18 protein-coding genes and 1 riboswitch are annotated in these 22,058 nt (G+C 69.0%); of the genes, 9 read left to right on the top strand and 9 right to left on the bottom strand.

The window, feature by feature from the left end; translation table 11 throughout:
- Window positions 1–5: 5 nt before the first annotated feature.
- Both MNQ95_RS03510 and MNQ95_RS03505 read left to right on the top strand, forming a co-directional pair.
- On the top strand, window positions 6–689 hold the full coding sequence (locus MNQ95_RS03510) for a response regulator transcription factor (RefSeq protein ID WP_162409629.1): 684 nt from the start codon (window positions 6–8) through the stop codon (window positions 687–689).
- Complete coding sequence (locus tag MNQ95_RS03505; RefSeq protein WP_162409627.1) at window positions 676–2,043, top strand: sensor histidine kinase; 1,368 nt, start codon at window positions 676–678, stop codon at window positions 2,041–2,043. The genes MNQ95_RS03510 and MNQ95_RS03505 overlap by 14 nt, the downstream gene beginning before the upstream one ends.
- 74 nt (window positions 2,044–2,117) lie before the next feature.
- Here MNQ95_RS03505 and MNQ95_RS03500 read toward each other — a convergent pair whose 3' ends face one another.
- From MNQ95_RS03500 to metF, 3 genes are all read right to left on the bottom strand, one after another.
- Window positions 2,118–3,029 (bottom strand): branched-chain amino acid transaminase, encoded by a 912-nt coding sequence (locus tag MNQ95_RS03500; RefSeq protein ID WP_241953824.1) that lies wholly within the window; start codon window positions 3,027–3,029, stop codon window positions 2,118–2,120.
- A 71-nt stretch (window positions 3,030–3,100) separates the two neighbouring features.
- Window positions 3,101–3,811 (bottom strand): hypothetical protein, encoded by a 711-nt coding sequence (locus MNQ95_RS03495; protein ID WP_241953823.1) that lies wholly within the window; start codon window positions 3,809–3,811, stop codon window positions 3,101–3,103.
- Window positions 3,812–3,855: 44 nt separating this feature from the next.
- The gene (gene metF / locus MNQ95_RS03490) at window positions 3,856–4,677 is read right to left on the bottom strand and encodes a methylenetetrahydrofolate reductase [NAD(P)H] (protein ID WP_162409621.1); all 822 of its coding nucleotides are present in this window, start codon (window positions 4,675–4,677) and stop codon (window positions 3,856–3,858) included.
- 141 nt (window positions 4,678–4,818) lie between these two features.
- Here metF and MNQ95_RS03485 point away from each other — a divergent pair, with 141 nt between their 5' ends.
- Entirely contained in the window at window positions 4,819–5,376 is a 558-nt protein-coding gene (locus MNQ95_RS03485; RefSeq protein WP_162409619.1) for a DUF3228 family protein, read from the top strand.
- Window positions 5,377–5,584: 208 nt separating this feature from the next.
- Window positions 5,585–6,319, top strand: a complete 735-nt coding sequence (locus MNQ95_RS03480; RefSeq protein WP_241953822.1) for a hypothetical protein — start codon at window positions 5,585–5,587, stop codon at window positions 6,317–6,319.
- An 82-nt stretch (window positions 6,320–6,401) separates the two neighbouring features.
- On the opposite strand, the gene ahcY is transcribed toward MNQ95_RS03480, so the two are convergent.
- Window positions 6,402–7,847, bottom strand: coding sequence for an adenosylhomocysteinase (gene ahcY / locus MNQ95_RS03475; protein WP_241953821.1), 1,446 nt, complete (start codon window positions 7,845–7,847; stop codon window positions 6,402–6,404).
- Window positions 7,848–7,883: 36 nt separating this feature from the next.
- Window positions 7,884–8,010, bottom strand: a riboswitch (S-adenosyl-L-homocysteine riboswitch).
- A gap of 138 nt (window positions 8,011–8,148) precedes the next feature.
- On the opposite strand from ahcY, the gene MNQ95_RS03470 reads away from it, so the two are divergent.
- Together MNQ95_RS03470 and ppc are read left to right on the top strand one after the other, a co-directional pair.
- On the top strand, window positions 8,149–10,701 hold the full coding sequence (locus MNQ95_RS03470; RefSeq protein ID WP_241953820.1) for a prolyl oligopeptidase family serine peptidase: 2,553 nt from the start codon (window positions 8,149–8,151) through the stop codon (window positions 10,699–10,701).
- Window positions 10,702–10,850: 149 nt separating this feature from the next.
- Complete coding sequence (gene ppc / locus MNQ95_RS03465; protein ID WP_241953819.1) at window positions 10,851–13,565, top strand: phosphoenolpyruvate carboxylase; 2,715 nt, start codon at window positions 10,851–10,853, stop codon at window positions 13,563–13,565.
- Between the two features lie 83 nt (window positions 13,566–13,648).
- On the opposite strand, the gene metK is transcribed toward ppc, so the two are convergent.
- A complete protein-coding gene (gene metK, locus MNQ95_RS03460; protein WP_241953818.1) occupies window positions 13,649–14,869 on the bottom strand; it encodes a methionine adenosyltransferase in 1,221 nt (406 codons plus the stop codon).
- Between the two features lie 616 nt (window positions 14,870–15,485).
- Here metK and MNQ95_RS03455 point away from each other — a divergent pair.
- Window positions 15,486–16,535 (top strand): metal-dependent hydrolase, encoded by a 1,050-nt coding sequence (locus MNQ95_RS03455; RefSeq protein WP_241953817.1) that lies wholly within the window; start codon window positions 15,486–15,488, stop codon window positions 16,533–16,535.
- A gap of 12 nt (window positions 16,536–16,547) precedes the next feature.
- Here MNQ95_RS03455 and MNQ95_RS03450 read toward each other — a convergent pair whose 3' ends face one another.
- From MNQ95_RS03450 to MNQ95_RS03435, 4 genes are all read right to left on the bottom strand, one after another.
- Window positions 16,548–16,889: a hypothetical protein gene (locus tag MNQ95_RS03450; RefSeq protein ID WP_241953816.1), complete on the bottom strand. Its 342-nt coding sequence runs from the start codon at window positions 16,887–16,889 to the stop codon at window positions 16,548–16,550.
- A 175-nt stretch (window positions 16,890–17,064) separates the two neighbouring features.
- Window positions 17,065–18,060, bottom strand: a complete 996-nt coding sequence (dusB, locus tag MNQ95_RS03445) for a tRNA dihydrouridine synthase DusB (protein ID WP_241953815.1) — start codon at window positions 18,058–18,060, stop codon at window positions 17,065–17,067.
- Window positions 18,061–18,070: 10 nt separating this feature from the next.
- A complete protein-coding gene (locus MNQ95_RS03440) occupies window positions 18,071–19,036 on the bottom strand; it encodes a ribokinase (protein WP_241953814.1) in 966 nt (321 codons plus the stop codon).
- 85 nt (window positions 19,037–19,121) lie between these two features.
- Window positions 19,122–20,420, bottom strand: a complete 1,299-nt coding sequence (locus MNQ95_RS03435; protein ID WP_241953813.1) for a NupC/NupG family nucleoside CNT transporter — start codon at window positions 20,418–20,420, stop codon at window positions 19,122–19,124.
- A gap of 206 nt (window positions 20,421–20,626) precedes the next feature.
- Here MNQ95_RS03435 and MNQ95_RS03430 point away from each other — a divergent pair, with 206 nt between their 5' ends.
- Both MNQ95_RS03430 and hemP read left to right on the top strand, forming a co-directional pair.
- Window positions 20,627–21,601, top strand: coding sequence for an aldo/keto reductase (locus MNQ95_RS03430; protein WP_241953812.1), 975 nt, complete (start codon window positions 20,627–20,629; stop codon window positions 21,599–21,601).
- 71 nt (window positions 21,602–21,672) lie between these two features.
- Complete coding sequence (gene hemP, locus MNQ95_RS15835; RefSeq protein ID WP_162409584.1) at window positions 21,673–21,864, top strand: hemin uptake protein HemP; 192 nt, start codon at window positions 21,673–21,675, stop codon at window positions 21,862–21,864.
- Window positions 21,865–22,058: the final 194 nt, after the last annotated feature.

The following is a 22,058-nucleotide window of genomic DNA, read 5'->3' as shown; positions in this document are numbered from 1 at the left end:
CTTCCATGCGCATCCTCGTCATCGAAGACAACAGCGACATCGCGGCCAACCTCGGTGATTACCTCGAGGACCGTGGCCATACCGTGGATTTCGCCGCCGATGGCGTGACCGGCCTGCACCTGGCCGTGGTGCATGACTTCGACGCGATCGTGCTGGACCTGAACCTGCCGGGCATGGATGGCATCGAGGTCTGCCGCAAGCTGCGCAACGAAGCCCGCAAGCAGACCCCGGTGCTGATGCTCACCGCCCGCGACAGCCTGGAGAACAAGCTCGCCGGCTTCGACTCCGGCGCCGACGACTACCTGATCAAGCCGTTCGCGCTGCAGGAAGTGGAGGTCCGGCTCAACGCGCTGTCGCGCCGCGGCAAGGGCGTGCAGACGCGCGTGCTCAATACCGGCGACGTGGAGTACAACCTCGACACCCTCGAGGTCCGGCGCGAGGGCAGGTTGCTGCAACTCAACCCGACCGCGCTGAAAATCCTGCAGGCGCTGATGGAGGCCTCGCCGGCGGTGGTCACCCGCCAGGAACTGGAGACCCGGGTCTGGGGCGAGGAGTTGCCCGATTCCGATTCCTTGCGCGTGCACATCCACGGCCTGCGCGCGGTGATCGACAAGCCGTTCCCCGTTCCCTACATCCAGACCAGGCACGGCATCGGCTACCGCATCGCGGCTCCCGATGGCGGCACCTGACGGGACCGCGCCGGCGACCCGCAGCCCACGGCGCTTCCGCCGGCGGCTGCGCACCCGCATCATCCTTTCGTTCCTGCTGCTGGGCACCGGCCTGACGGCACTGTTCGCGTTCCTGACCGACTACTCGCGCCAGCGGGTCGAGAGCGAGCTGGTCGAGGAGGTGATGAACACCAACATCGACGAGTTCGCGCGCCGGTTCTACGTCGATCCCAGCCGCAACCCGGACCTGCCGGTGCAGCAGATGCGCGGCCGGGTGGTGAAGCGGGCCGACTTCGAGCAGCTGCGGGTCATGCAGCCGGACTGGTACGAGCTGCCCGACGGCATCCACAGCATCACCGGCCGCGACGACAACGGCGACCCGTTCGCCTACAAGCTCGCCGTCCGCAAGACCCCGAACGAGTGGTTCTTCCTCGCCTACGACATGACTCAGAGCATGCGCGGCGAGGCGCAGCTCAAGCGCGCGCTGTACGTCTCGATCCTGCTGTTCAGCGCGCTGTCGCTGGTGATCGGGTGGTGGTCGGCCTCGAGGGTGATGCGACCGGTGACCGAACTGGCGGCGCGGTTGCGTGCCTATCGCGGCAGCAGCCACCCGCGCCGTCTGGCGACGCACTTCCCCGAGGACGAAGTCGGCCAGCTGGCCGAGGCGCTCGACGACTATTCCTTGCGGCTGACCGAAGTGGTCCAGCGCGACCGCGAATTCAATGCCGACGTCAGCCACGAGCTGCGCACGCCGCTGGCGGTGATCAAGGGCGCGGTCGAACTGCTGCTGTCGCGGCCGGAGCTGGACGAGCGCACCCGCGCGCGCCTGCAACGCATCCAGCGCGCCGAGCAGCAGTGCACCGACCTGATCGGTTCGCTGCTGCTGCTGTCGCGCAACGAGCGCGGCCAGGGCAGCAGCGACGTGGCCAAGGTCGCCGAGCAGCTGCTGGAATCGCATCGTGCCCAGCTGGGCGGCAAGCCGCTGGAGCTGCGCATCGAAGGCGAGCCGGGCCTGGTGATCGAGGCGCCGGAGGCCGCCTTGTCGGTGGCGCTGGGCAACCTGATCGGCAACGCGGTCAAGTACACGCCGCAAGGCGAGGTCGTGGTCTGCCTGCTGGCGGATGGGGTGCAGGTGGTCGATACCGGGCCGGGCCTGAGCGAGGAGGACGCGGCGCGGCTGTTCCAGCGCGGGTATCGCGGTACCCACGCGGGGCATTCGCAGGGGGCCGGTATCGGCCTGTCCATCGTCGGCCGGTTGTGCGACCTGTATGGCTGGGACGTGAGCGTCCGGCCACGCCATGATGGCAACCATGGCGTGGTGGCCACGCTGTCGTTCAGCGGCGCTGCGCCGGTGGAGACGGGTACTGCCGGGTGATGCAAATCATGGTGCGCGGGCGGGGACGGGTTCGGCCCCGTCCAGGCGCCGACTCAGCCGCACGTGCTCGCGCCTCAGACGTACTCCAGCCAGCCACGCGTGTCGGCCGTGCTGCCATCGAACAGGCCGAAGAACAGCTGTTGCAGTCGCCGGGTCACCGGGCCGGGTACCCCATCACCGACCGGCTTGCCGTCGACCGAACGCAGCGGCGTGATTTCCGCGGCGGTTCCGCACATCAGCAGCTCGTCGCACAGGTACAGGTACTCGCGCGGGATGTCGCGCTCGACCACCTCGACCCCGGCGTCGCGGGCGAGCTTCACGATCGAATCGCGGGTGATCCCGCTCAGGATCGAAGCGCTGGCCGGCGTGGTGTGCAGGGCGCCGTCGAACACCAGGAACAGGTTCTCGCCCGCGCCTTCGCTGAGCAGCCCGGTGGATGCGAGCGCGATGCCTTCGCCGTATCCGTGGCGGCGCGCCTCGCGCGTCACCAGTTGCCCGGACAGGTAGTTGCCGCCGGCCTTGGCGCCGGCGGGGACCGTGTTGGGCGCGAATCGCTGCCAGCTGGAGACGCACGCGTCGATGCCCTGTTCCAGCGCCTCGGCGCCGAGGTAGCGGCCGAAATCCAGCGCGGCGACCGCCACGTCGATCGGCGTCTCGGCGGCGAGGCCGATGCTGCCGGCGCCGCGGAATGCGACCGGGCGCAGGTAGGCGCTGCGCAGGCCGTTGGCCGCCACGATGTCACGGCACGCGGCGTCGATCTGCCCGGGCGTGTACGGAATGACGATGTCGTAGATCCTGGCCGACTTGAACAGCCGCCGGGTGTGGTCGCCAAGGCGGAAGATCGCCGGCCCCTTGGGGGTGTCGTAGGCGCGCAGTCCCTCGAACACGGATGAGCCGTAGTGGATCGCGTGCGCCATCACGTGGGTGGTCGCCTCGGCCCAGGGCTTGATCGTTCCGTTGTGCCAGATCTTCTCGGGGAACTGCATGGGCCTGCTCCGCACGGGTACAGGGCCATTCTGCCCCAGGCCGCGACGGTGCGCGGGATGCGGGGATCGGCCTAGAGCGTGAGCCAGAAGCAGCCGTAGCTGCGGCGCAGGCCGAATACCGTGTGCGATGGCGTGGCGCGGCCGGCGAGGGTCTGTTCGACGCGCAGGCCGACCGGGCGCGGTCGTGTGGGTGGCAGGGGCGCGCGTACCGTTGCGGTCGCGGCGCCGGCAATGCCCGCGGCTTCGACATCCGGAGGGTTGGCGGATCCCTCGCTGCTGGTCCAGCTGGGCATCCAGGCTTCGGGACCCGTCGACGCTGCACGGGCGTCCACCTCTGCACCTTCATCCCGCGCCACATTGTCCGGGGGCGGCGGTTCCGGCAGCGGCATGGCATCACTACTGGCGTAGACCGGGACGATGTCCACCAGCGGACGTTCGGCCATCGCCTCCAGGCGATCGAGCGTTCGCGAGGCCGAGGCGTCGGTTGCTCCGCTCCAGTCGTACACGCTGGCCAGGCGATTGACGTCGCGGTTCTGGATGGCCGCGCCGATCTCGCCGACCAGCTGGCTGAGCTGGCGCGGACAGCCGCCACGGAACAGCCGCGGCCCTTCGCCGGCCGCCGCTGGCGGAAGCCGGGAGACCGCGCCGATGTCGTCGCAGCGGCGGTCGGTGTAGACCGCGCGCCCGTCCGGCCCGATGCAGCGTTGCACCTGCTGCGCCCGCACCGTCGCCGGCGGCAGCGCCAGGCAGAGGCAGGCGAGGAACAGCAGAAGCCGGGGCATCGGCGCAGCCTAGCGGCGACGCGCGCCCACGGAAAGCAGTTCGGTCACAGACGCGACAGCACCGCTTCGGTCGGCTTTGCCAGGTTCAGCGTGTAGAAGTGCAGGCCCGGCGCCCCGCCGGCGACCAGGCGCCGGCACAGGTCGGCGACCACGTCCGCGCCGAACTCGCGGATCGCCTCAGCGTCGTCGCCGAAGGCCTGCATGCGTTTACCCACCCAGCGCGGAATCTCCGCGCCACAGGCTTCGGAAAAGCGACGCAGCTGGGTGAAGTTCGAGACCGGCATGATCCCGGGAATGATCGGGATGTCCACGCCCAGTCGGCGCACATCGTCGACGAAACGGAAATAGGCATCGGCGTTGTAGAAGTACTGGGTGATGGCCGCGTCTGCGCCGGCATCGACCTTGGCCTTGAAATGGTGCAGGTCCGTCAGCGCATTCTCGGCCTGCGGATGCGTTTCCGGGTAGGCGGCCACTTCGATGCGGAAGCGGTCGCCGTGCTCGGCCCGGATCAGTTCGACCAGTTCAGAGGCGTAGCGCAGGTCGCCCGCATGGCCCATGCCCGAGGGCAGGTCGCCGCGCAGGGCCACGATGCGCCGGCAGCCGATCGCGCGGTAAAGCTTGAGCAGCTCGCGGATCTCTTCGCGGTTGCCGCCGACGCAGGACAGGTGCGGCGCCGCCTCGAAGCCATGGTGCTGGCTGAGGTGGCGGACGGTTTCGGAGGTGTAGCTCAGGGTCGAACCGCCGGCGCCGAAGGTGCAGGACACATATTCGGGAGCGTGCGCCTTCAGCTTCGCCGCGGCGCGATCGAGCTGCGTGCGCTGCTCGTCGGTCTTGGGGGGGTAGAACTCGAAACTGACGTGGCTCATCGCGGCCTGGCTCGGTGGGTCGCGGCCATAATATCTCTTTATCGCGATGGATGTGAATATGTATTTCCGCCGCCAAGCCAGGTGGCGGCCGCCACGCGATGCGGCGGTTTACCCTGTCGCGCCTGCCCCACGAACTGACACATGTCGATCTTCCTCACCGATTTCGCCCGCACCCGCCTGTTTCCGCGCCAGCCGCGCGGCAACACCATCCAGGACTGCACCCCGGGGCAGTTCGAGCAGTACCTCAACGCGCACGCGCCGCTGGCGGTCCTGGACGGCTATGCGTCGTTCTGCAAGCTGCACGTCCACCGCAACTGGACCTCGACCCGCTGCCTGACCGTGCCGGTCACCGCCGGGAACCGGCACCTGTTGCGCTCGGCCTACGAGGCGCGCAGCCGCGACGAGCTGCCGGTGCTGGTGCGCTGGTTCGAGGGCGTGCAGCCGCCAGTGGCCGACTACCTGGTCGTCATCCTCTATGACCGCGACCAGCTGGCCCGGGAAGGCACGCCGATCGATGCCGACTGGGGCGTGGTCGGCTGCCTGTACACGATGGCGCCGGAGGAGATCCCGATGGCGCCGGTGACGATGATGCGCAACGCGCTGGGGGTAGGGGAGGGTGGTTCGGGTGTCCCGCTTGATCGGGAGGCCTACCGCCGCAGCGTGGCGTTCTGGGAAGCCAACGCCAACTGGCGGCCCTGACGACGCGCCGGCCCGTCATTCCAGAGCGGGTTCCGGTGGCCACCCGGCCGTCGCGACCGCGCGGAGCGGGCGGTGCGCAGCCGGCACGCTCAGGATTCCGGTGCCGGTGCCGATCTATGCCAAGTCCCCTTGACCGGACGCCGCTGCTGGACGGCGTGCACCGGTGCGGGCGGATGCGACTTTCCGTCCACTCTTTACTCTGGTGCACATGGGCACGCTCCCGATCATCCTGATGAGTGTGCTGGGCGGCTGGGCCGTCCTGGCGACCGTGCTGGCTGTCGCCTGGGGCCGGAACCTGCGCCGCGAGCGCGGGGAGCACGAGGCGGAACAGGAACGCAACGCGCGCTACCGTGCCGCACTGCGACGACTGGAGGGGCGCGCGACGGAGACGGCCGCGCAGTTCGAAGCGCTCGAACGCGAGTACCTCGTGTTGCGACGCAGGCTCGAGGCCGAGGCCCCGGATACAGCGCCGGAGGAGCGGCCTTTCCCGATGGTGGTGATCGACACCCTCGACATTTCCGGCGAGATCGGCCTGCTTTTCGAGCACGTCGCGCGCGTGGCCACGGCCATCCGCGGCTACAGCGCCTTCACCCGCGGCCATAGCGGCCCCGAACCGCAGAAGGCGCGCTACGACCTGCTCTGGCTGGCGGACTGCCTGCATACCTTCGACCGGATCGGCCGCGCGCTGGCCGGCGGCAGCCAGCGATCGCTGGCGGTTGCCTGCGAGGAGCTGCTCAGCATGTACGACATGTATCCCCGCGATGGCTCCGGATACGACAGCCGCGACACGTTCCGGCGCCTGGCCGAGCGCGTGCCACTGGGTGCGGCGACGGAGGCGGTCCGTTCGATCGCGATGAAGGTCGCGGCGGCACCGGAGCGGGTCGACCGGAACCCGCCAGTGGTGGAGGTCGTGGCGCCAGCGCCGGTGGCTAGCGTCGGCTGAGGTCGTAACGGCGCGGCGCGCGAAACGGAAACGGGCGCCTTGCGGCGCCCGTTCCGTGTACGGCTGAAGGCCTGTACGCCGCTCAGTAGCGGTAATGCTCCGGCTTGTACGGGCCGTCGACCGCAACGCCGAGGTAGTCGGCCTGGTCCTTGGTCAGACGGGTCAGCTTCACACCGATCTTCTCCAGGTGCAGCCGCGCCACTTCCTCGTCCAGCTTCTTGGGCAGGCGGTACACGGTCTTCTCGTAGACGTCCTTGTTCGCCCACAGGTCGATCTGGGCCAGGGTCTGGTTGGAGAAGCTGTTGGACATCACGAACGACGGATGGCCCGTGGCGCAGCCCAGGTTCACCAGGCGGCCTTCGGCCAGCAGGAAGATGCTGTTGCCGTTGGAGAAGGTGAACTTGTCCACCTGGGGCTTGATGTTGGTCTTCACCGCACCGGACGCGTACAGCGCATCGACCTGGATCTCGTTGTCGAAGTGGCCGATGTTGCAGACGATGGCCTGGTCCTTCATCGCCTTCATGTGATCGAGGGTGATGATGTCCTTGTTGCCGGTGGTGGTGACGTAGATGTCGGCGGTGCCGAGGCTGTCCTCGACCGGGGCGACCTCGAAGCCTTCCATCGCCGCCTGCAGGGCGCAGATCGGATCGATCTCGGTGACGATCACGCGGGCGCCGTAGGCACGCAGCGAATGCGCCGAGCCCTTGCCGACATCGCCGTAGCCGCAGACCACGGCGACCTTGCCGGCCAGCATCACGTCCATGGCGCGCTTGAGGCCGTCGGCCAGCGACTCGCGGCAGCCGTACAGGTTGTCGAACTTGGACTTGGTGACCGAGTCGTTGACGTTGATCGCCGGGATCAGCAGCTTGCCCTGCTCGGCGATCTGGTACAGGCGGTGCACGCCGGTGGTGGTCTCTTCGGAGACGCCCTTCCAGTCCTTGACCACGCGGGTCCAGTAGCCCGGGCGCTCGCCGGCCACGCGCTTGAGCAGGTTCTTGATCACCTGTTCCTCGTGCGAGCCCGATGCCGAGTTGACCCAGCTGTCATCGCCCTGTTCCAGCTCGTAGCCCTTGTGGATCAGCAGGGTCACGTCGCCGCCGTCGTCGACCACCAGCTCCGGCCCGGTCAGGGTGCCGTCGGCCAGGGTGAAGGTCAGCGCGTCCAGGGTGCAGTCCCAGTATTCCTCCAGCGACTCGCCCTTCCAGGCGAACACCGGGGTGCCCGACGCGGCGATCGCGGCGGCGGCATGGTCCTGGGTCGAGAAGATGTTGCACGACGCCCAGCGCACGTCGGCGCCGATGTCCTTCAGCGTCTCGATCAGCACGGCGGTCTGGATGGTCATGTGCAGCGAGCCGGTCACGCGCACGCCCTTGAGCGGCAGGTTGGCGGCGTGCTTGCGGCGGATGGACATCAGGCCCGGCATCTCGTGCTCGGCGATGTCGATCTCCTTGCGGCCCCAGTCGGCCAGGGAGATGTCGGCAACCTTGTAATCGCCTTCGGTGGAGAAGGTCTTGGGCAGTGCGTTCACGTGTGTGCTCCGGTTCAATGGCGAGAGGGATCTCGCATTCGCCGGGCGCCGTTGTCGCTTGGGATACCTTGCCGAGCCTGGCCACGGGTCGGAAGCGTGCACGTATCGTGCGGCTCCTGCGGAAGATCCCGCACGTCCCATGGTCGCAGCGCCCCTCGGCGGCGCGCGCATTATATCCGTCCATCCGGATCGATGGATGAACCGGGCACGGCGTCGCCGTTGCGGGACTTTCGCCACGGGTAGCCGTCTCAACGGGCGTGGTATCCAGTCAGGTCGTCCCAAGCCACCCCAGGAACTGCCGATGCCCGCACCCAAGACCTCCGACCCCGGCCGCCCCGTGGCGACCGCCGGTTCCGGCCGTCCGCGACCGTCCGCCCCCAGGGGCGCCCTGCCGGCGCTGGCCCTGGCGGCTCTGGCCTGGGCCTTGCCCGGCCCTTCGGCGGCCCAGGCCGGAGCGGAAGGGGCGTCGCGCTATCGCGAACCGGTCGCCGAGCTGCGTGCGATCGTGGACGCGCCCCGCGCCCCGCAGCTGACCCTCTCGCCGCGCCGCGACCTGGCCGCGCTGGTGCGGATGCCGGACCTGCCGGGGATCGATGTGGTCGCCCAGCCCGAACTGAAGCTGGCGGGCCTGCGCTTCCATCCGCGCGTCCACGCGCCGAGCCAGTTCACCTTCGGCAGCGAGTTGTGGCTGATGGATGTCGCCAGCGGCGGCGAGCGGCGGATCGCCGGATTGCCTGAGCCGCTGGGACTAGCCGGGCTGGCCTGGTCGCCGGACCAGCGCCATTTCGTCTTCAACCGGATCGACCGTGCGAGCGGGGCCAACGAGCTGTGGCTGGTCGACGTGGCCGCACTGCGCGCGCGCCGGCTGGTGGCCGGACTCAACACGGTCGCCGGCAGCGCCTACAGCTGGTTGCCGGACAGCCGCGGACTGCTGGTGCGGCTGCAGGCCGGCAGCCCTAGCCCGTTGCCGCCTGCCGACGCGGTGCCGACCGGCCCGAGCGTGCAGCAGACCGAAGCCGGTGCCGGGGTGCGTTCGATCCGTACGTTCCAGGACCTGCTGCGCAACGAGAACGATGCGCTGACCCTGGAGCACTACCTGGTTTCGCAGCCCGCGCGCGTGGACCTGCAGGGCAAGGTGGTGCGTGTCGGTGCGGCCGCGTTGTACACCTCGACCTCGCCTTCGCCCGATGGACGCTTCGTGCTGGCGCAAAGGATCGAGCGCCCGTTCTCCTACCTGGTTCCTTTGATGCGCTTCCCGCGCGTGGTCGAGGTGCTCGACGCCACTTCCGGTCGCAGCGTGCACACCGTCGCACGCCTGCCGCTGGTCGAAGGACTGCCGACCGGCAACGACGCGGTGCCCACGGGCGTCCGTTCGGTGGCCTGGCGCGCCGACGCGCCAGCCACGCTGGCCTGGGCCGAGGCCCAGGACGGCGGCGACCCGGCCCGCGAGGCGGCGGTGCGCGACGCGGTGTTCATGCAGGCCGCGCCGTTCTCGGCCGCGCCGGTGAAACTGGCCGACCTGGGCTCGCGCTACGGCGGCATCACCTGGGGCCGGGGCGACCTGGCGCTGCTGGATGAAGCCTGGTGGAAGAATCGCCGCACGAAGACCTGGCGCATCGCGCCCGATGCGCCAGCCCAGGCCCCGCAACTGCTGGTGGACCGTTCTTTCGAGGATCGCTACGCCGATCCGGGTTCGGCGGCTACGCTGACCGACGCCGCGGGGCGGCAGCGCCTTCTGACCAGCGCCGACGGGGGCAGCCTGTTCCTGCTCGGCGAGGGCGCTTCGCCGGAGGGTGACCGTCCGTTCGTCGACCGCTACGACCTGGCCACCGGCAAGTCAGAGCGCCTGTTCCATTCGCAGGCACCGTACTACGAGGCGCCGCAGGCGCTGCTGGACGATAGTGGCCTGCGCCTGCTGACCACGCGCGAATCGCCGGCCGAGCCCGGCAACTTCTACGTGCGCGATGCCGGCGCGACCGAACCGCTGCGCGCGCTGACCCGCTTTCCGCACCCCACGCCGCAGTTGCGCGACGTGCGCAAGGAGCAGATCCGCTACAAGCGCGCCGATGGCGTGGAACTGACCGGTACGCTGTACCTGCCGGCCGGCTACGACGCCGGGCGCGACGGCCCGTTGCCGGTGCTGATGTGGGCCTACCCGCAGGAATTCAAATCGGCGCAGGCCGCCAGCCAGGTCACCGACTCGCCGTACCGGTTCAACCGGATCAGCTACTGGGGGCCGCTGCCTTTCCTGGCCCGCGGTTTCGCGGTGCTCGACGATCCGTCGATGCCGATCGTGGGCGAGGGTGACGCCGAACCCAACGACACCTACATCGCCCAGCTGACTGCCAGCGCGCAGGCGGCGGTGGACGAGCTGGCCCGGCGTGGCGTCGGCGACCCGAAGCGGGTCGCGGTCGGCGGCCATTCGTATGGCGCCTTCATGACCGCGAACCTGCTTGCGCACACGCGCCTGTTCAAGGCCGGCATCGCCCGCAGTGGCGCCTACAACCGCACGCTCACGCCGTTCGGGTTCCAGTCCGAGGAGCGCAACTTCTGGCAGGCGCCGGAAACCTACCTGACGATGTCGCCGTTCAACCATGCCGACCGGATCAAGGACGCGCTGCTGCTGATCCACGGCGAACAGGACAACAATTCGGGCACCTTCCCGATCCAGAGCGAGCGCATGTTCGCCGCGGTCAAGGGCCTGGGGGGCAATGCGCGGCTGGTGATGCTGCCCAACGAATCGCATGGCTACCGTGCCCGCGAATCGATCCTGCACATGCTGGCCGAGACGGACGACTTGTTGCAGGAGTACGTGCGGAACGCCACGGCGGAGCGCGCGCAGGCGAAAAACTGAAACGGGGGCGCGGCCTGTCGTGGCGACGGGTCGCGCCGGTTCGTTTGCGCTGGAGTGGCGGCGCATTGGGTGCTGCTGAAACTTTTGCGGCGCCGCACAAAACGCGGCTAAGCTCGGGGGATCGTCTTCCTTCCCCGTAGCGCGTGTCGATGAATGCTCCCCGCCAGCTCGAATTCGCCCCGCCGGACCTGCCGCTGCGCGACGACGTGCGGCGGCTCGGCGCGCTGGTCGGTGACATGCTCGCCGAGCAGGTGTCGCCGGCCTTCCTCGAGGAAGTGGAACGGGTGCGCACCACGGCGATCGCCCGGCGCCAGAACGGTGGCTCGATGGCTTCGCTGTCGGCGCTGCTGGACGGGCTGGAGCCGGTGCATGCCGAGGCCCTGGTGCGCGCCTTCAGCACCTACTTCCAGGTCGTCAACATCGCCGAGCGCGTGCACCGCATCCGCCGGCGCCGCGACTACCAGCGCGCCGACACCGGCAAGCCGCAACCCGACAGCCTGCACGATGCGCTGCACCGCTTGAAGCAAAAGGGCGTTTCGCCGGAGGAACTGCGCGACTGGCTGGAGCGCATCGACATCGAGCCGGTGTTCACCGCGCACCCGACCGAGGCGGTGCGGCGCGCGCTGCTGGAGAAGGAACAGATCATGGTCGCCGCGCTGGTCGACGACCTCGACGGTGGCCGCACGCCCGGCGAACGCGCCGCCGACATCGCCCGCTTCCGCATGGCGCTGACCTCGGCCTGGCAGACCGCCGACTCCTCGCCGGTGCGCCCGGGCGTGGAGGACGAGCGCGAGCATGTCGGCTTCTACCTGACCGAAGTGCTGTACCGGGTCATGCCGGTGTTCTACGAGACGCTGGAACACGCGATCGGCGAGAGCTTCGGCATCGCCACCGACCTGCCGCGGCTGCTCCGCTTCGGCACCTGGGTCGGCGGCGACATGGACGGCAACCCGAACGTCGATGCGAACACGATCCGCAATACGCTCGACGCACAGCGCCGCGCGATCCTCGGCAAGTACCTGGGCGAACTGCAGCAGCTGACCACGGTGCTGAGCCAGTCCACCGGCGTGGTCGGGGTCGATCCGCAGGTGCTGGACCAGGTCGAGCGCTACCGCGAGTTGTTGCCGCAGGCGGCCGCAGCCGCGCGCCCGCGCCACGCCGACATGCCGTACCGCCTGCTGATCGACCTGATGCGCGCGCGGCTGCAGGCCACCCTGGACGACCGCGCCGAGGGCTACGGCTCGCCGGCCGAGTTCGGCGACGACATCGAGCTGATCCGGCAGAGCCTGGAGAACCACCGCGGCGTGCATGCAGGCTGGTTCTCCGTGCGACGCCTGGTCTGGCGCCTGCGCACCTTTGGGTTCCACCTCGCACGGCTGGACGTGCGCCAGGAGTCGAGCATCCACGCGCGCGCGGTGGCTGCGGCGCTGGGCGAGGAGGACTGGGAATCGCGCGATGCGGTCGACCAGGCGGCGCTGCTCGGGCCCTACGCCGGAGGCGACACGGCGCTGCCGCAGGTCGACGAGCCCGGCAACGCGCGCCTGGACGGGGTGTTCGCCGCGCTGGGCGATGCCCGCCTGCGCCACGGTACCGACGCGCTGGGCGCCTACATCATTTCCATGGCGCGCAGCCGCGCCGACGTGCTGACCGTGCTGGCATTGGCACGGCGCGGCGGCCTGGTCGATGCCGAGGGCAACGTGCCGCTCGACATCGCGCCCCTGTTCGAGACCGTGGACGACCTGCGCCACGGCCCCGATACGCTGCGCGACCTGCTCGCCGACGCGGTGTACCGCCGGCACCTGGCCGCGCGCGGCAACGTGCAGATGGTGATGCTGGGCTACTCGGACAGCGGCAAGGACGGCGGCATCGCCGCTTCTCGCTGGGGGCTGCAGCGTGCCCAGGTGGAACTGATGCAGGCGGCCGAAGAGCTCGGCATCAAGCTGACTTTCTTCCACGGCCGCGGCGGTTCGATCAGCCGCGGTGGCGGCAAGACCTCGCGGGCGGTCGATGCGTCGCCGCGCGGGAGCGTCGATGGTCGGCTGAGGGTGACCGAGCAGGGCGAGGCGATCCACCGCAAGTTCGGCATCCGCGCGCTGGCCCTGCGCTCGCTGGAGCAGGCCACCGGCGCGGTGCTGGTGGCCAGCATCCGGCCGCGCGAGCCGGAGCCGCGCGAGGCGCGGTGGCGCCAGGTCATGGCCACGGTGGCCGAGGCCAGCAGCGGCGCCTATCGTGGTTTCGTCGGCGCACCGCGCTTCATGGACTATTTCCGCAGCGCGACGCCGATCGACGTGATCGAGCGCATGACCCTGGGGTCGAGGCCGTCGCGCCGGCTGGGCCAGGATGCGGCGCTGTCCAACCTGCGCGCCATCCCCTGGGTGTTCGCGTGGAGCCAGGCACGGGCGGTGATCCCCGGCTGGTACGGTGTGGGTAGCGGACTGCAGGCCGCGGTCGGGGAGTACGGCGAGGACGCGCTGCGCGAGATGGGCCGCGACTGGCCGTTCTTCAAGACCTTCCTCGACGACATCGCCATGGTCCTGGCCAAGGGCGACATGGGCATCGCCGGGATGTTCTCGCGACTGGCCGGCGACGCGCTGCACGGCGAGTTCTTCCCGCGGATCGAGGCCGAGCACGCGCTCACGCGCGACTGGGCGATGCGCCTCAACGGCAACGAATGGCTGCTGCAGCACGACCAGCGCCTGGCGCTGTCGATCCGCCTGCGCAACCCGTACGTGGATCCGATCAGCGTGCTGCAGGCGGACTTGCTCAAGCGCTGGCGCGCCAGTGGACGGGAGGACGAGACCTTGCTGCGCGCGCTGGTGGCCAGCGTGAACGGTGTTTCGCAGGGCGTGCAGAACACCGGCTGAGTCGCTGCAGCACCAGGCGCGGGCGTCAAAAGAAACGGGCCGCTTGTGCGGCCCGTTTCCACGTCCGGCGATGAGCCGCGCGCTTACTTCAGCTTGGCGTCCGCGCGCAGGGCATCTGCGCGATCGGTCTTCTCCCACGAGAACGCGGTGGCGGTCTGCTTCTTGCCGGCGCCGTCGGTGTAGGTGACCTGCTGCGGCTTGCGGCCGAAGTGGCCGTAGGCAGCGGTGAGCTGGTACACCGGGTGGATCAGGTCGAGCATCTTGACGATGCCATACGGGCGCAGGTCGAAGTGCTTGCGGATCAGCTTCTCGATCTGCTCGTCGCTGATCTTGCCGGTGCCGAAGGTGGTGACCGAGATCGAGGTCGGCTCGGCCACGCCGATCGCGTAGGAGACCTGCACTTCGCAGCGGTCGGCCAGGCCGGCGGCGACGATGTTCTTGGCCACGTAGCGGGCGGCATAGGCGGCGGAACGGTCGACCTTCGACGGATCCTTGCCCGAGAACGCACCGCCGCCATGGCGGGCCATGCCGCCGTAGCTGTCGACGATGATCTTGCGGCCGGTCAGGCCACAGTCGCCCACCGGCCCACCGATCACGAAGATGCCGGTCGGGTTGATGTGGACCTTCTTCTTCGGCAGCGTCTCGAGCCACTTCTTCGGCAGCACCGGCTTGAGAATGTGCTCGTACACGCCCTCGACCAGGTCCTTCTGCTTGATGCCCGGGTCGTGCTGGGTCGACAGGACCACCGCGTCCAGGCCGAGCACGTTGTGCTCGTTGTCGTAGCGCAGGGTGACCTGCGACTTGGCGTCCGGGCGCAGCCAGGGCAGCGGCGAGTTCTTCTTCTTGCGGACCTTGGCCTGCTGCTCGACCAGGCGGTGCGAGTAGTAGATCGGCGCCGGCATGAATTCCGGGGCCTCGTTGCAGGCATAGCCGAACATCAGGCCCTGGTCGCCCGCGCCCTGTTCTTCGGGCTTCTTGCGGTCCACGCCGGCGGCGATGTCCGGCGACTGCTTGCCGAGCATGTTGATGATGGCGCAGGTGTGGCCGTCGAAGCCGACGTCGGAATTGTTGTAGCCGATCTCGTTGATGACGTTGCGGGCCAAGGCCTCGATGTCGACCCAGGCATTGGTCGTGACTTCGCCGGCGACGATCGCCGCGCCGGTCTTCACCATCGTCTCGCAGGCCACGCGCGCGCGCTTGTCCTGGGCGAGGATCGCGTCGAGGACGGCGTCGGAGATCTGGTCGGCGATCTTGTCCGGATGGCCTTCGGAGACCGATTCGGAGGTGAAGAGATAGCTGGACATCGGGCTATATCCTTGTATTCGGATGAAGAGATGGGCGCGAATGATACACGGGTCCGGCCCGGGGTGCATTGTGCCGGCCCGCCGGTTGGCCGGCTGTTAAGCCGGCGCGACACGCTTCATCTGCGCTTGGCCGTCTTGTGACGCATTGCCGCAGGCCGCATGGCGGGAACGCCGTCGCGGATGTGTCCGATGAGTAACGTCGAGTCCAGGCCCGGGCCCAGCGCAGTCACGGTCCCGGCGCCGGGCCAAGCCGCAGGGAGCGGCTGCCTACGGGACGCCACCGCTGCGGGCGCGGAACCTCGGCCGAACCGCCGTGCGCGATGGGCAGGGGGCGGTCGCCGCCGATGCCGCGCAGCGAGGACGGCTCATCAGGCAGTCCTCCGCCACTCCCGCGCAGCGGCACTCAGGGCTCTCGCCTCGGCCAGCTATAGCTGCGTGGCGAGGTGCCGCGCCGTTGCCCTCGCGCTTGCGGGCCATGCCACGGCGGGGTGAGCGATTGCAGGCATGGCATGAAGCTGCGCGGACCGTTCAAGGGGATCGGTCTTGCAGAACGCGGGATCGCACGGGCAACCCCTCGCGCAGCGGCCGCGGACACGTGCCCTGCTAGCATTCGCGCATGGATTCCCTCACACAGATCGTCCTCGGTGCGGCGGTCGCCGCCGCTATCGCGCCTGCTGGCCATCGCCGCGCGGCTCTCCTGGCCGGTGCCGCGCTGGGCACCCTGCCGGACCTGGACGCGATTCCGCTCGCGCTGCTCAGCGACGATCCGGTGGTCCGGATGACGGTGCATCGCAGCTTCAGCCATTCGCTGTTCGTGCTGCCGCTGCTGGGCTGGCTGGTCTGGTGGCTGTTCCGCCGCTTCGGGAACGGGCGCGTGGCCGAATCGCCACGGCGCTGGTTCTGGGCGATCCAGCTGGCGCTGATAACGCATCCGCTGCTGGATGCGTTCACAGTCTATGGAACCCAGCTCTGGTGGCCGCTTTCTACGCCCCCGGTGATGTGGTCGAGCGTGTTCATCATCGATCCGGCCTACACGGTCTGGCTGCTGCTCGCGTGCGCGATCGCCTGGTTCGCACGCGGACGACGGCTGGCGCAACACGCACTGGTCGCCGGCCTGGTGCTCAGCAGCGCCTACCTGGGCTGGTCGCTGCTGGCCAAGGGAATGGTCGAGCGCGAGGCACAACGCAGTCTCGCGGCCATGGGCCTGGGCGATGCGCCGCGGTTCTCCGTGCCGATGCCATTCAATACGCTGCTATGGCGCGTGGTTGCGATGACGCCTTCGGGATTCGTCGAGGGCGAGCGTTCCATCGTCGCCGACCGCGGACCGATGGAGTTCCGCAGCTATCCGTCCAACGTGCAGGCGCTGCACGAAGCCGGCGACCTTCCTGCCGTGCGCCGGCTTGCGTGGTTCAATCACGGTTTCATGAAGGCGCGCGAACGCGATGGCCGGCTGGAACTGGCCGACCTGCGCATGGGCGCCGAGCCCGACTACACCTTCGTGTTCGCGGTCGCACAGCGCGAGGGCGAAGCCTGGCGCGCGACGTCACCGGAACAGCTGCGCATGCCCCTGGAGGCGCGGCGGCGGCTGGGTACCATGTGGCATCGCATCTGGCAGGCCCCGCCGATGGCCGTCGTCCAGGGACAGGCGACCACGACGGGCGATTGAGCGGACGGTGCGTCAGCTTTCGGTGCGACGCTCGCCCGCTGCCGGTTGCTTGGCCTTCGCGGCAACCGCCGTTTCATCGGCGATGCGTGCGCGACGGATCTGCGAAGCGGCCGCCACGTCGCCTTCGAGCAGGCGTTCGTAGCCTTCCTGGCCCAGCGCGGATTTCAGCTGGCGCTCGACGCGGTCGAACACGATCCGGTATTCGGGGTAGGGCGTACGCGCCCCGGCGACCATGCGGATATGGCGTTCGCTCACGCCCGTGTCGCGGGAAAGATCGGCAACGGTGACATCGGCGGCGAATGCGGAAGGAGCGGCGGCCAGCGCGGCCGCGACAACGGCGATGCGTGCAAACATGACAGCCTCCGGGGCGAGAGCCCTTGCAGGTTCCGTGGCAGAAGGGCCACGTGCCGGGTGCTTCCGGCATCGCCAGCGTCCTCCTGCGTGCGCCGCATGCACAGTGCCGGTATGCAGGGTGACGCAAGTAACGTTTAAGCGATGGATGGTTACATGAAGCAACCTTCGAGCCGCGTCAGGCAGCGGCGTGCGCTAAAAGTACGCCTGATTCGAGCGCGTCGAAATACTCGCGCGTCAGCGCCACCTGGTCTGCGGCGCACTGCGCGCGGTTGACGACGGCGCGAAAGGCGGCGTTCTCCGGCCGGTCCTTCGCGTACCAGCCCAGGTGCTTGCGTGCGATGCGCACGCCCTGCTCTTCGCCGTAGAACGCATGCAGCGCTTCGAGGTGGGCGAGCAGGATGTCGCGGACTTCGGTGATCGAAGGGGGCGCCAGCAACTCGCCGGTCGCCAGGTAGTGGGCGATTTCTCGGAAGATCCAGGGTCGGCCCTGGGCCGCGCGTCCGACCATCACCGCATCGGCGCCGGTGTCGCGCAGTACCTGCGCGGCGCGTTGTGGCGAATCAATGTCGCCATTGGCGATGACCGGAATGGAGATGTCCGACTTGATCCTGGCGATCGTCGCGTACTCGGCATCGCCGGTGTAATGCTGGTCGCGCGTCCGGCCATGCACGGTCAGCGCCTGGATGCCGGCGGCCGCGGCGATCCGGGCGATGGTGGGCGCGTTGCGGTTGGCCGCGTCCCAGCCGGTGCGGATCTTCAGCGTCACCGGGACATCCACGGCGGCGACCACCTCATCGAGGATGCGGCCGACCAGCGCCTCGTCGCGCATCAGCGCCGACCCCGCCCATGCGTTGCAGACCTTCTTGGCGGGGCAGCCCATGTTGATGTCGACGATCTGTGCGCCGTGGTCGACGTTGTAGCGCGCGGCCTCGGCCAGTTGCCGTGGTTCGGTGCCCGCGATCTGCACGCTGACCGGGTCCGGCTCGCCAGCGTGGTCCATGCGCTGCAGCGACTTGCGCGTGTTCCAGAAGCGCGGGTCGCTGATCGTCATCTCCGAGACCGCCAGGCCTGCGCCCATCCGCTTGCACAGCAGCCGGAACGGCTTGTCGGTGACGCCGGCCATCGGCGCCAGGACCACGCGCGGTTCGATGGCATGGCGGCCGATGCGCATGGCGCCGCGATCAGGGACCGAAGCGGTCCAGCACGCCGGCGTGCCACGGCATCGCCTCCGCGGCGCCGGCCTGTTCGGTGGACAGCGCGGCGAACCGGTTGGCGTAGCGCACGTGGGTGGCGAACGGCGAGTCGGGGAGGCGCGCGAGCGAGGCGGCCAATGCGCCATTGAACGCATCGCCCGCACCGGTGGTGTCGGCGGTGGCGACGGTTTCAGCGCCGATGCGGTAGTAGGGCTGGGGATCGCCGCGCGTCTGGTCGTCCGCATGCGATACGAACACGCCGACCGAACCCAGCGTGACGACCACGCTGCCGTGCGGCAGCAGCAGGCGGCACAGGGCATGCAGGCTGGCACCGTCCAGCGTGGCCACGGCCTCGGCCTCGATCCGCTCGCCGACATGGCGGGCGAGCAGGGCGGCGAACTCGGTCTCGTTGGGGGTCAGCAGGTCGGCCAGGCGCAGCAGGCTGATGCTGCTGGCGGCATTGGCCGGCGCCGGGTTGAGCAGGGTGACGAGGCCCGCGTCGCGCGCCAAAGCCAGTGCGGCCTCGATCGTCTCGACCGGTGACTCCAGCTGGGCGAGCAGGATGCGCGCGCCTGCCAACAGCGACGAATCGGCAGTTACCGCAGTCGTTCCCAGGGTGCCGTTCGCGCCGGCACCGATGACGATGCTGTTGCGGCCACGCGCATCCACGTAGATGCCGGCCGTGCCCGTGGGCTGTTCGCTGGGCTCGGCCCGCAGGTCGATGCCATCGCCCTGTGCGAGTTGGCGCGCCAGCGCGCCGCCGGCGTCATCGCCCAGCGCGCAGACGAAGGCGGTACGCGCGCCCGCCCGTGCCGCAGCGACGGCCTGGTTGAAGCCCTTGCCGCCGGGTCCGGTGCTGTACTGGCCGGCGATGGTCGCGCCGACCGCAGGCAGCTCGGCACAGCGCCAGACGTGGTCGACGTTGAAGGAGCCGACGACGATGACCGAATTCATGCGACCTCTGTACGTGGAAATCAGAACGGAAAACGGAAACGGCGGGCCGCAGGGGCCCGTCCGTCGGAAAAACCCGGCGAGCGTCTCAGCCGAAGTGGGTGAGCACGCCGGCGATGGTCGCGGTCATGAAGGTGGCGATCGAACCGCCCAGCACCGCGCGCAGGCCGAATCGGGCCAGGTCCTGGCGTCGTTCAGGCGCCAGTCCGCCGATGCCGCCGATCTGGATCGCGATCGAGCTGAAGTTGGCGAATCCACACAGCGCATAGGTCGCCACCAGGGTAGCTTCCGGGCTGAGGGTCACGCCGTCCACCTGGCCGTTGATGATGCTCGACAGCTGGCTGTAGGCGATGAATTCGTTGAGCACGATCTTCTGCCCGATCAGCGAACCGACCGTGGTCGCGTCCGCCCACGGCGTGCCGATCACCCAGGCGATCGGCGCCAGCAGGTAGCCGAGCAGGGTGGACAGGCTGGTGGGCTGGCCGAGCCACGCGGCAATGCCGGTGACGTCGCCGAACCACTTCAGCGGGGCGTCGACCAGCGCGATCAGCGCGATGAAGGCCAGCAGCATCGCGCCGATGTTCAGCGCCAGGCGCAGGCCATCGCCGGCGCCGGCGGCGGCCGCATCGATCACGTTGGCGGTGGTCTTCTCGACCTCCATCTTCACCGTGCCGCGGGTCAGCGGCTCGCCGGTCTCGGGCACCAGGATCTTGGCGATCACCAGGGTTGCCGGCGCCGCCATGATGCTGGCCGCCAGGAGGTGCTTGGCGAAGAACGCCTGCTGTTCCGGGTCCCCGCCGCCGAGCATGCCCACGTAGGCGGCGAGCACGCCGCCGGCGATGTGGGCCATGCCGCCGATCATCATCGTCAGCAGCTCGGACTGGGTCATCTTGGCGATGTACGGGCGCACGGTCAGCGGCGCCTCGGTCTGGCCGATGAACACGCTTGCGCAGACGCTGGTGGTCTCGGCGCCTGAAACGCGCATGACCTTCGTGATCGCCAGGGCCATGACCCGCACCACCGCCTGCATCACCCCGAGGTGGTAGAGCACGCCCATCAGTGCCGAGAAGAAAATGATCGTCGGCAGCACCTGGAAGGCGAAGATGAAGCCGTTCTTCTCGATATCCATCAGGCTGCCGAAGATGAAATTCGAGCCTTCGGCGACGAAACCCAGGATCCGGACGAAGCCATGGCTGAGCAGGTCGAAGACCTGGCGTCCACCGGGCACCAGCAGCACCACCGCGGCGAAGGCGATCTGCAGCGACACGCCGGTCAGCACCAGCTTCCAGTCGACGGCGCGGCGGTTGTTCGAGCACAGCCAGACGATGCCGATCAGCACGGCCAACCCGAACAGGCCGAAACCGATCCGCCCCAGTGCCTCGATCATGGAATCCCCTGCGGATGTTAAATAATTGCGAAATCCTAGCAGGTCAGGCCCCACCCCGTCCCCTCGATCCAGGCTGACTGAACGTCTTCAGCGAGCAGGGCAAACCCCCGCTCCACGTCGGCGCGAGCGGCGCGCTTGTACGCTCTGCAGGCCCCCGGTCCATGCCACCCACTAGACTGGAGCCATCGTTCGCGGGAGATCCCCCAATGCAATATCGCCGCCTCGGCGCTTCCGGCCTGCAGCTGTCCGCGCTGTCGTTCGGCGCCTGGATGACCTTCGGCCGCCAGGTCGGGCGTGGCCAGGCGCGCGAACTGATCGCGGCGGCCTGGGACCACGGGATCACCTTCTTCGACAATGCGGAGGCCTACGCCAACGGCGAGGCCGAGCGGGTCATGGGCGATGTCATCGCCGACCTTCGCCTGCCGCGCGACGGCTACTGCGTCTCGAGCAAGGTGTTCTTCGGTTCGGTGGACGAGCCCCGGCCCACCCAGCGTGGGCTGTCGCGCAAGCATGTGATCGAGGCCTGCCATGGCGCACTGAAGCGCCTGAGGGTCGAACACCTTGACCTTTATTACTGCCACCGACCCGATCCGGATACGCCGGTCGAAGAGACCGTCGCCGCGATGGATCTGCTCGTCCGGCAGGGCAAGGTCCTGTACTGGGGCACGTCGGAGTGGCCGGAGGCGCTGATCCGCGAGGCGGCGCGCTTCGCCCGCAGCAACCACCTGGCGGCTCCGACCGTGGAGCAGCCGCAGTACAACCTGCTCCATCGCGAACGGGTGGAACTGGAATACGCGCCCCTTTACTCGGAGCTGGGCCTGGGGACGACGATCTGGTCACCGCTGGCCTCGGGTCTGCTCACGGGCAAGTACGCCAGCGGCGTGGAGCGCGACGGCAGGCTGGCTCAGGCCGACGCGGGCTGGCTGCAACGACTGGTGGTCGGCCACAGCGAGGAGCGGAGGATCGAGCGCGCACAGCGCTTCGTCGAGGTCGCCGCCGGACTTGGCGAAAAGCCCGCGCCGCTGGCGATCGCCTGGTGCCTGCGCAACCCGCACGTGAGCAGCGTGATCCTGGGCGCCAGCAGCACCGCGCAGCTGCTCCAGAACCTTTCAGCGCTGGAAATCGCCAAGCGGTACGACGAGCCGGTCTGGCAGCAGCTCGAGGTCGCGGCCGCCCTCTGAGTCGCTTGACATGTTAATGAGAACAATTATCATTAACAGGGTTCCCGTGCCCTTACCGTTGGAGCCCGACCATGAATGTGCACCGCCTGACCCTGACGCACGTCCAACCTGCACGCACACCCGCTCCGGCGCCGCTCGCCGATGAAGTGGCTCTGGGCAGCGAGCAGCTTCTCAATGGCCGCCGCGAGATCCTGATCCGTCACGGCGACAAGCTGTACCGGCTGCGCCATACCAGCAACGACAAGCTGATCCTGACCAAGTAGCCGTCGCGCCGCTTTCGGCCGTCGCCATCGTGCGGCGGCTTGGCCCTCGGCGCTGAAGCACCATGCAAGGCGCCGGCACGCCTCGCTTTTTCCTGGACGACCGCATGCGTTTCCGGAGGCCAGCTCACCGGGTTCTTTTCTGTTGCCCTGGTCGCTGACCGACGATTTGCACCGCACCGCCGGCTGCTGCCATC

The organism is Pseudoxanthomonas daejeonensis (assembly GCF_022637495.1).
Classification (GTDB): Bacteria; Pseudomonadota; Gammaproteobacteria; order Xanthomonadales; family Xanthomonadaceae; genus Pseudoxanthomonas; species Pseudoxanthomonas daejeonensis.
Note: the sequence above shows the minus strand (reverse complement) of the source record. Positions and strands in the feature narration are given on the sequence as shown.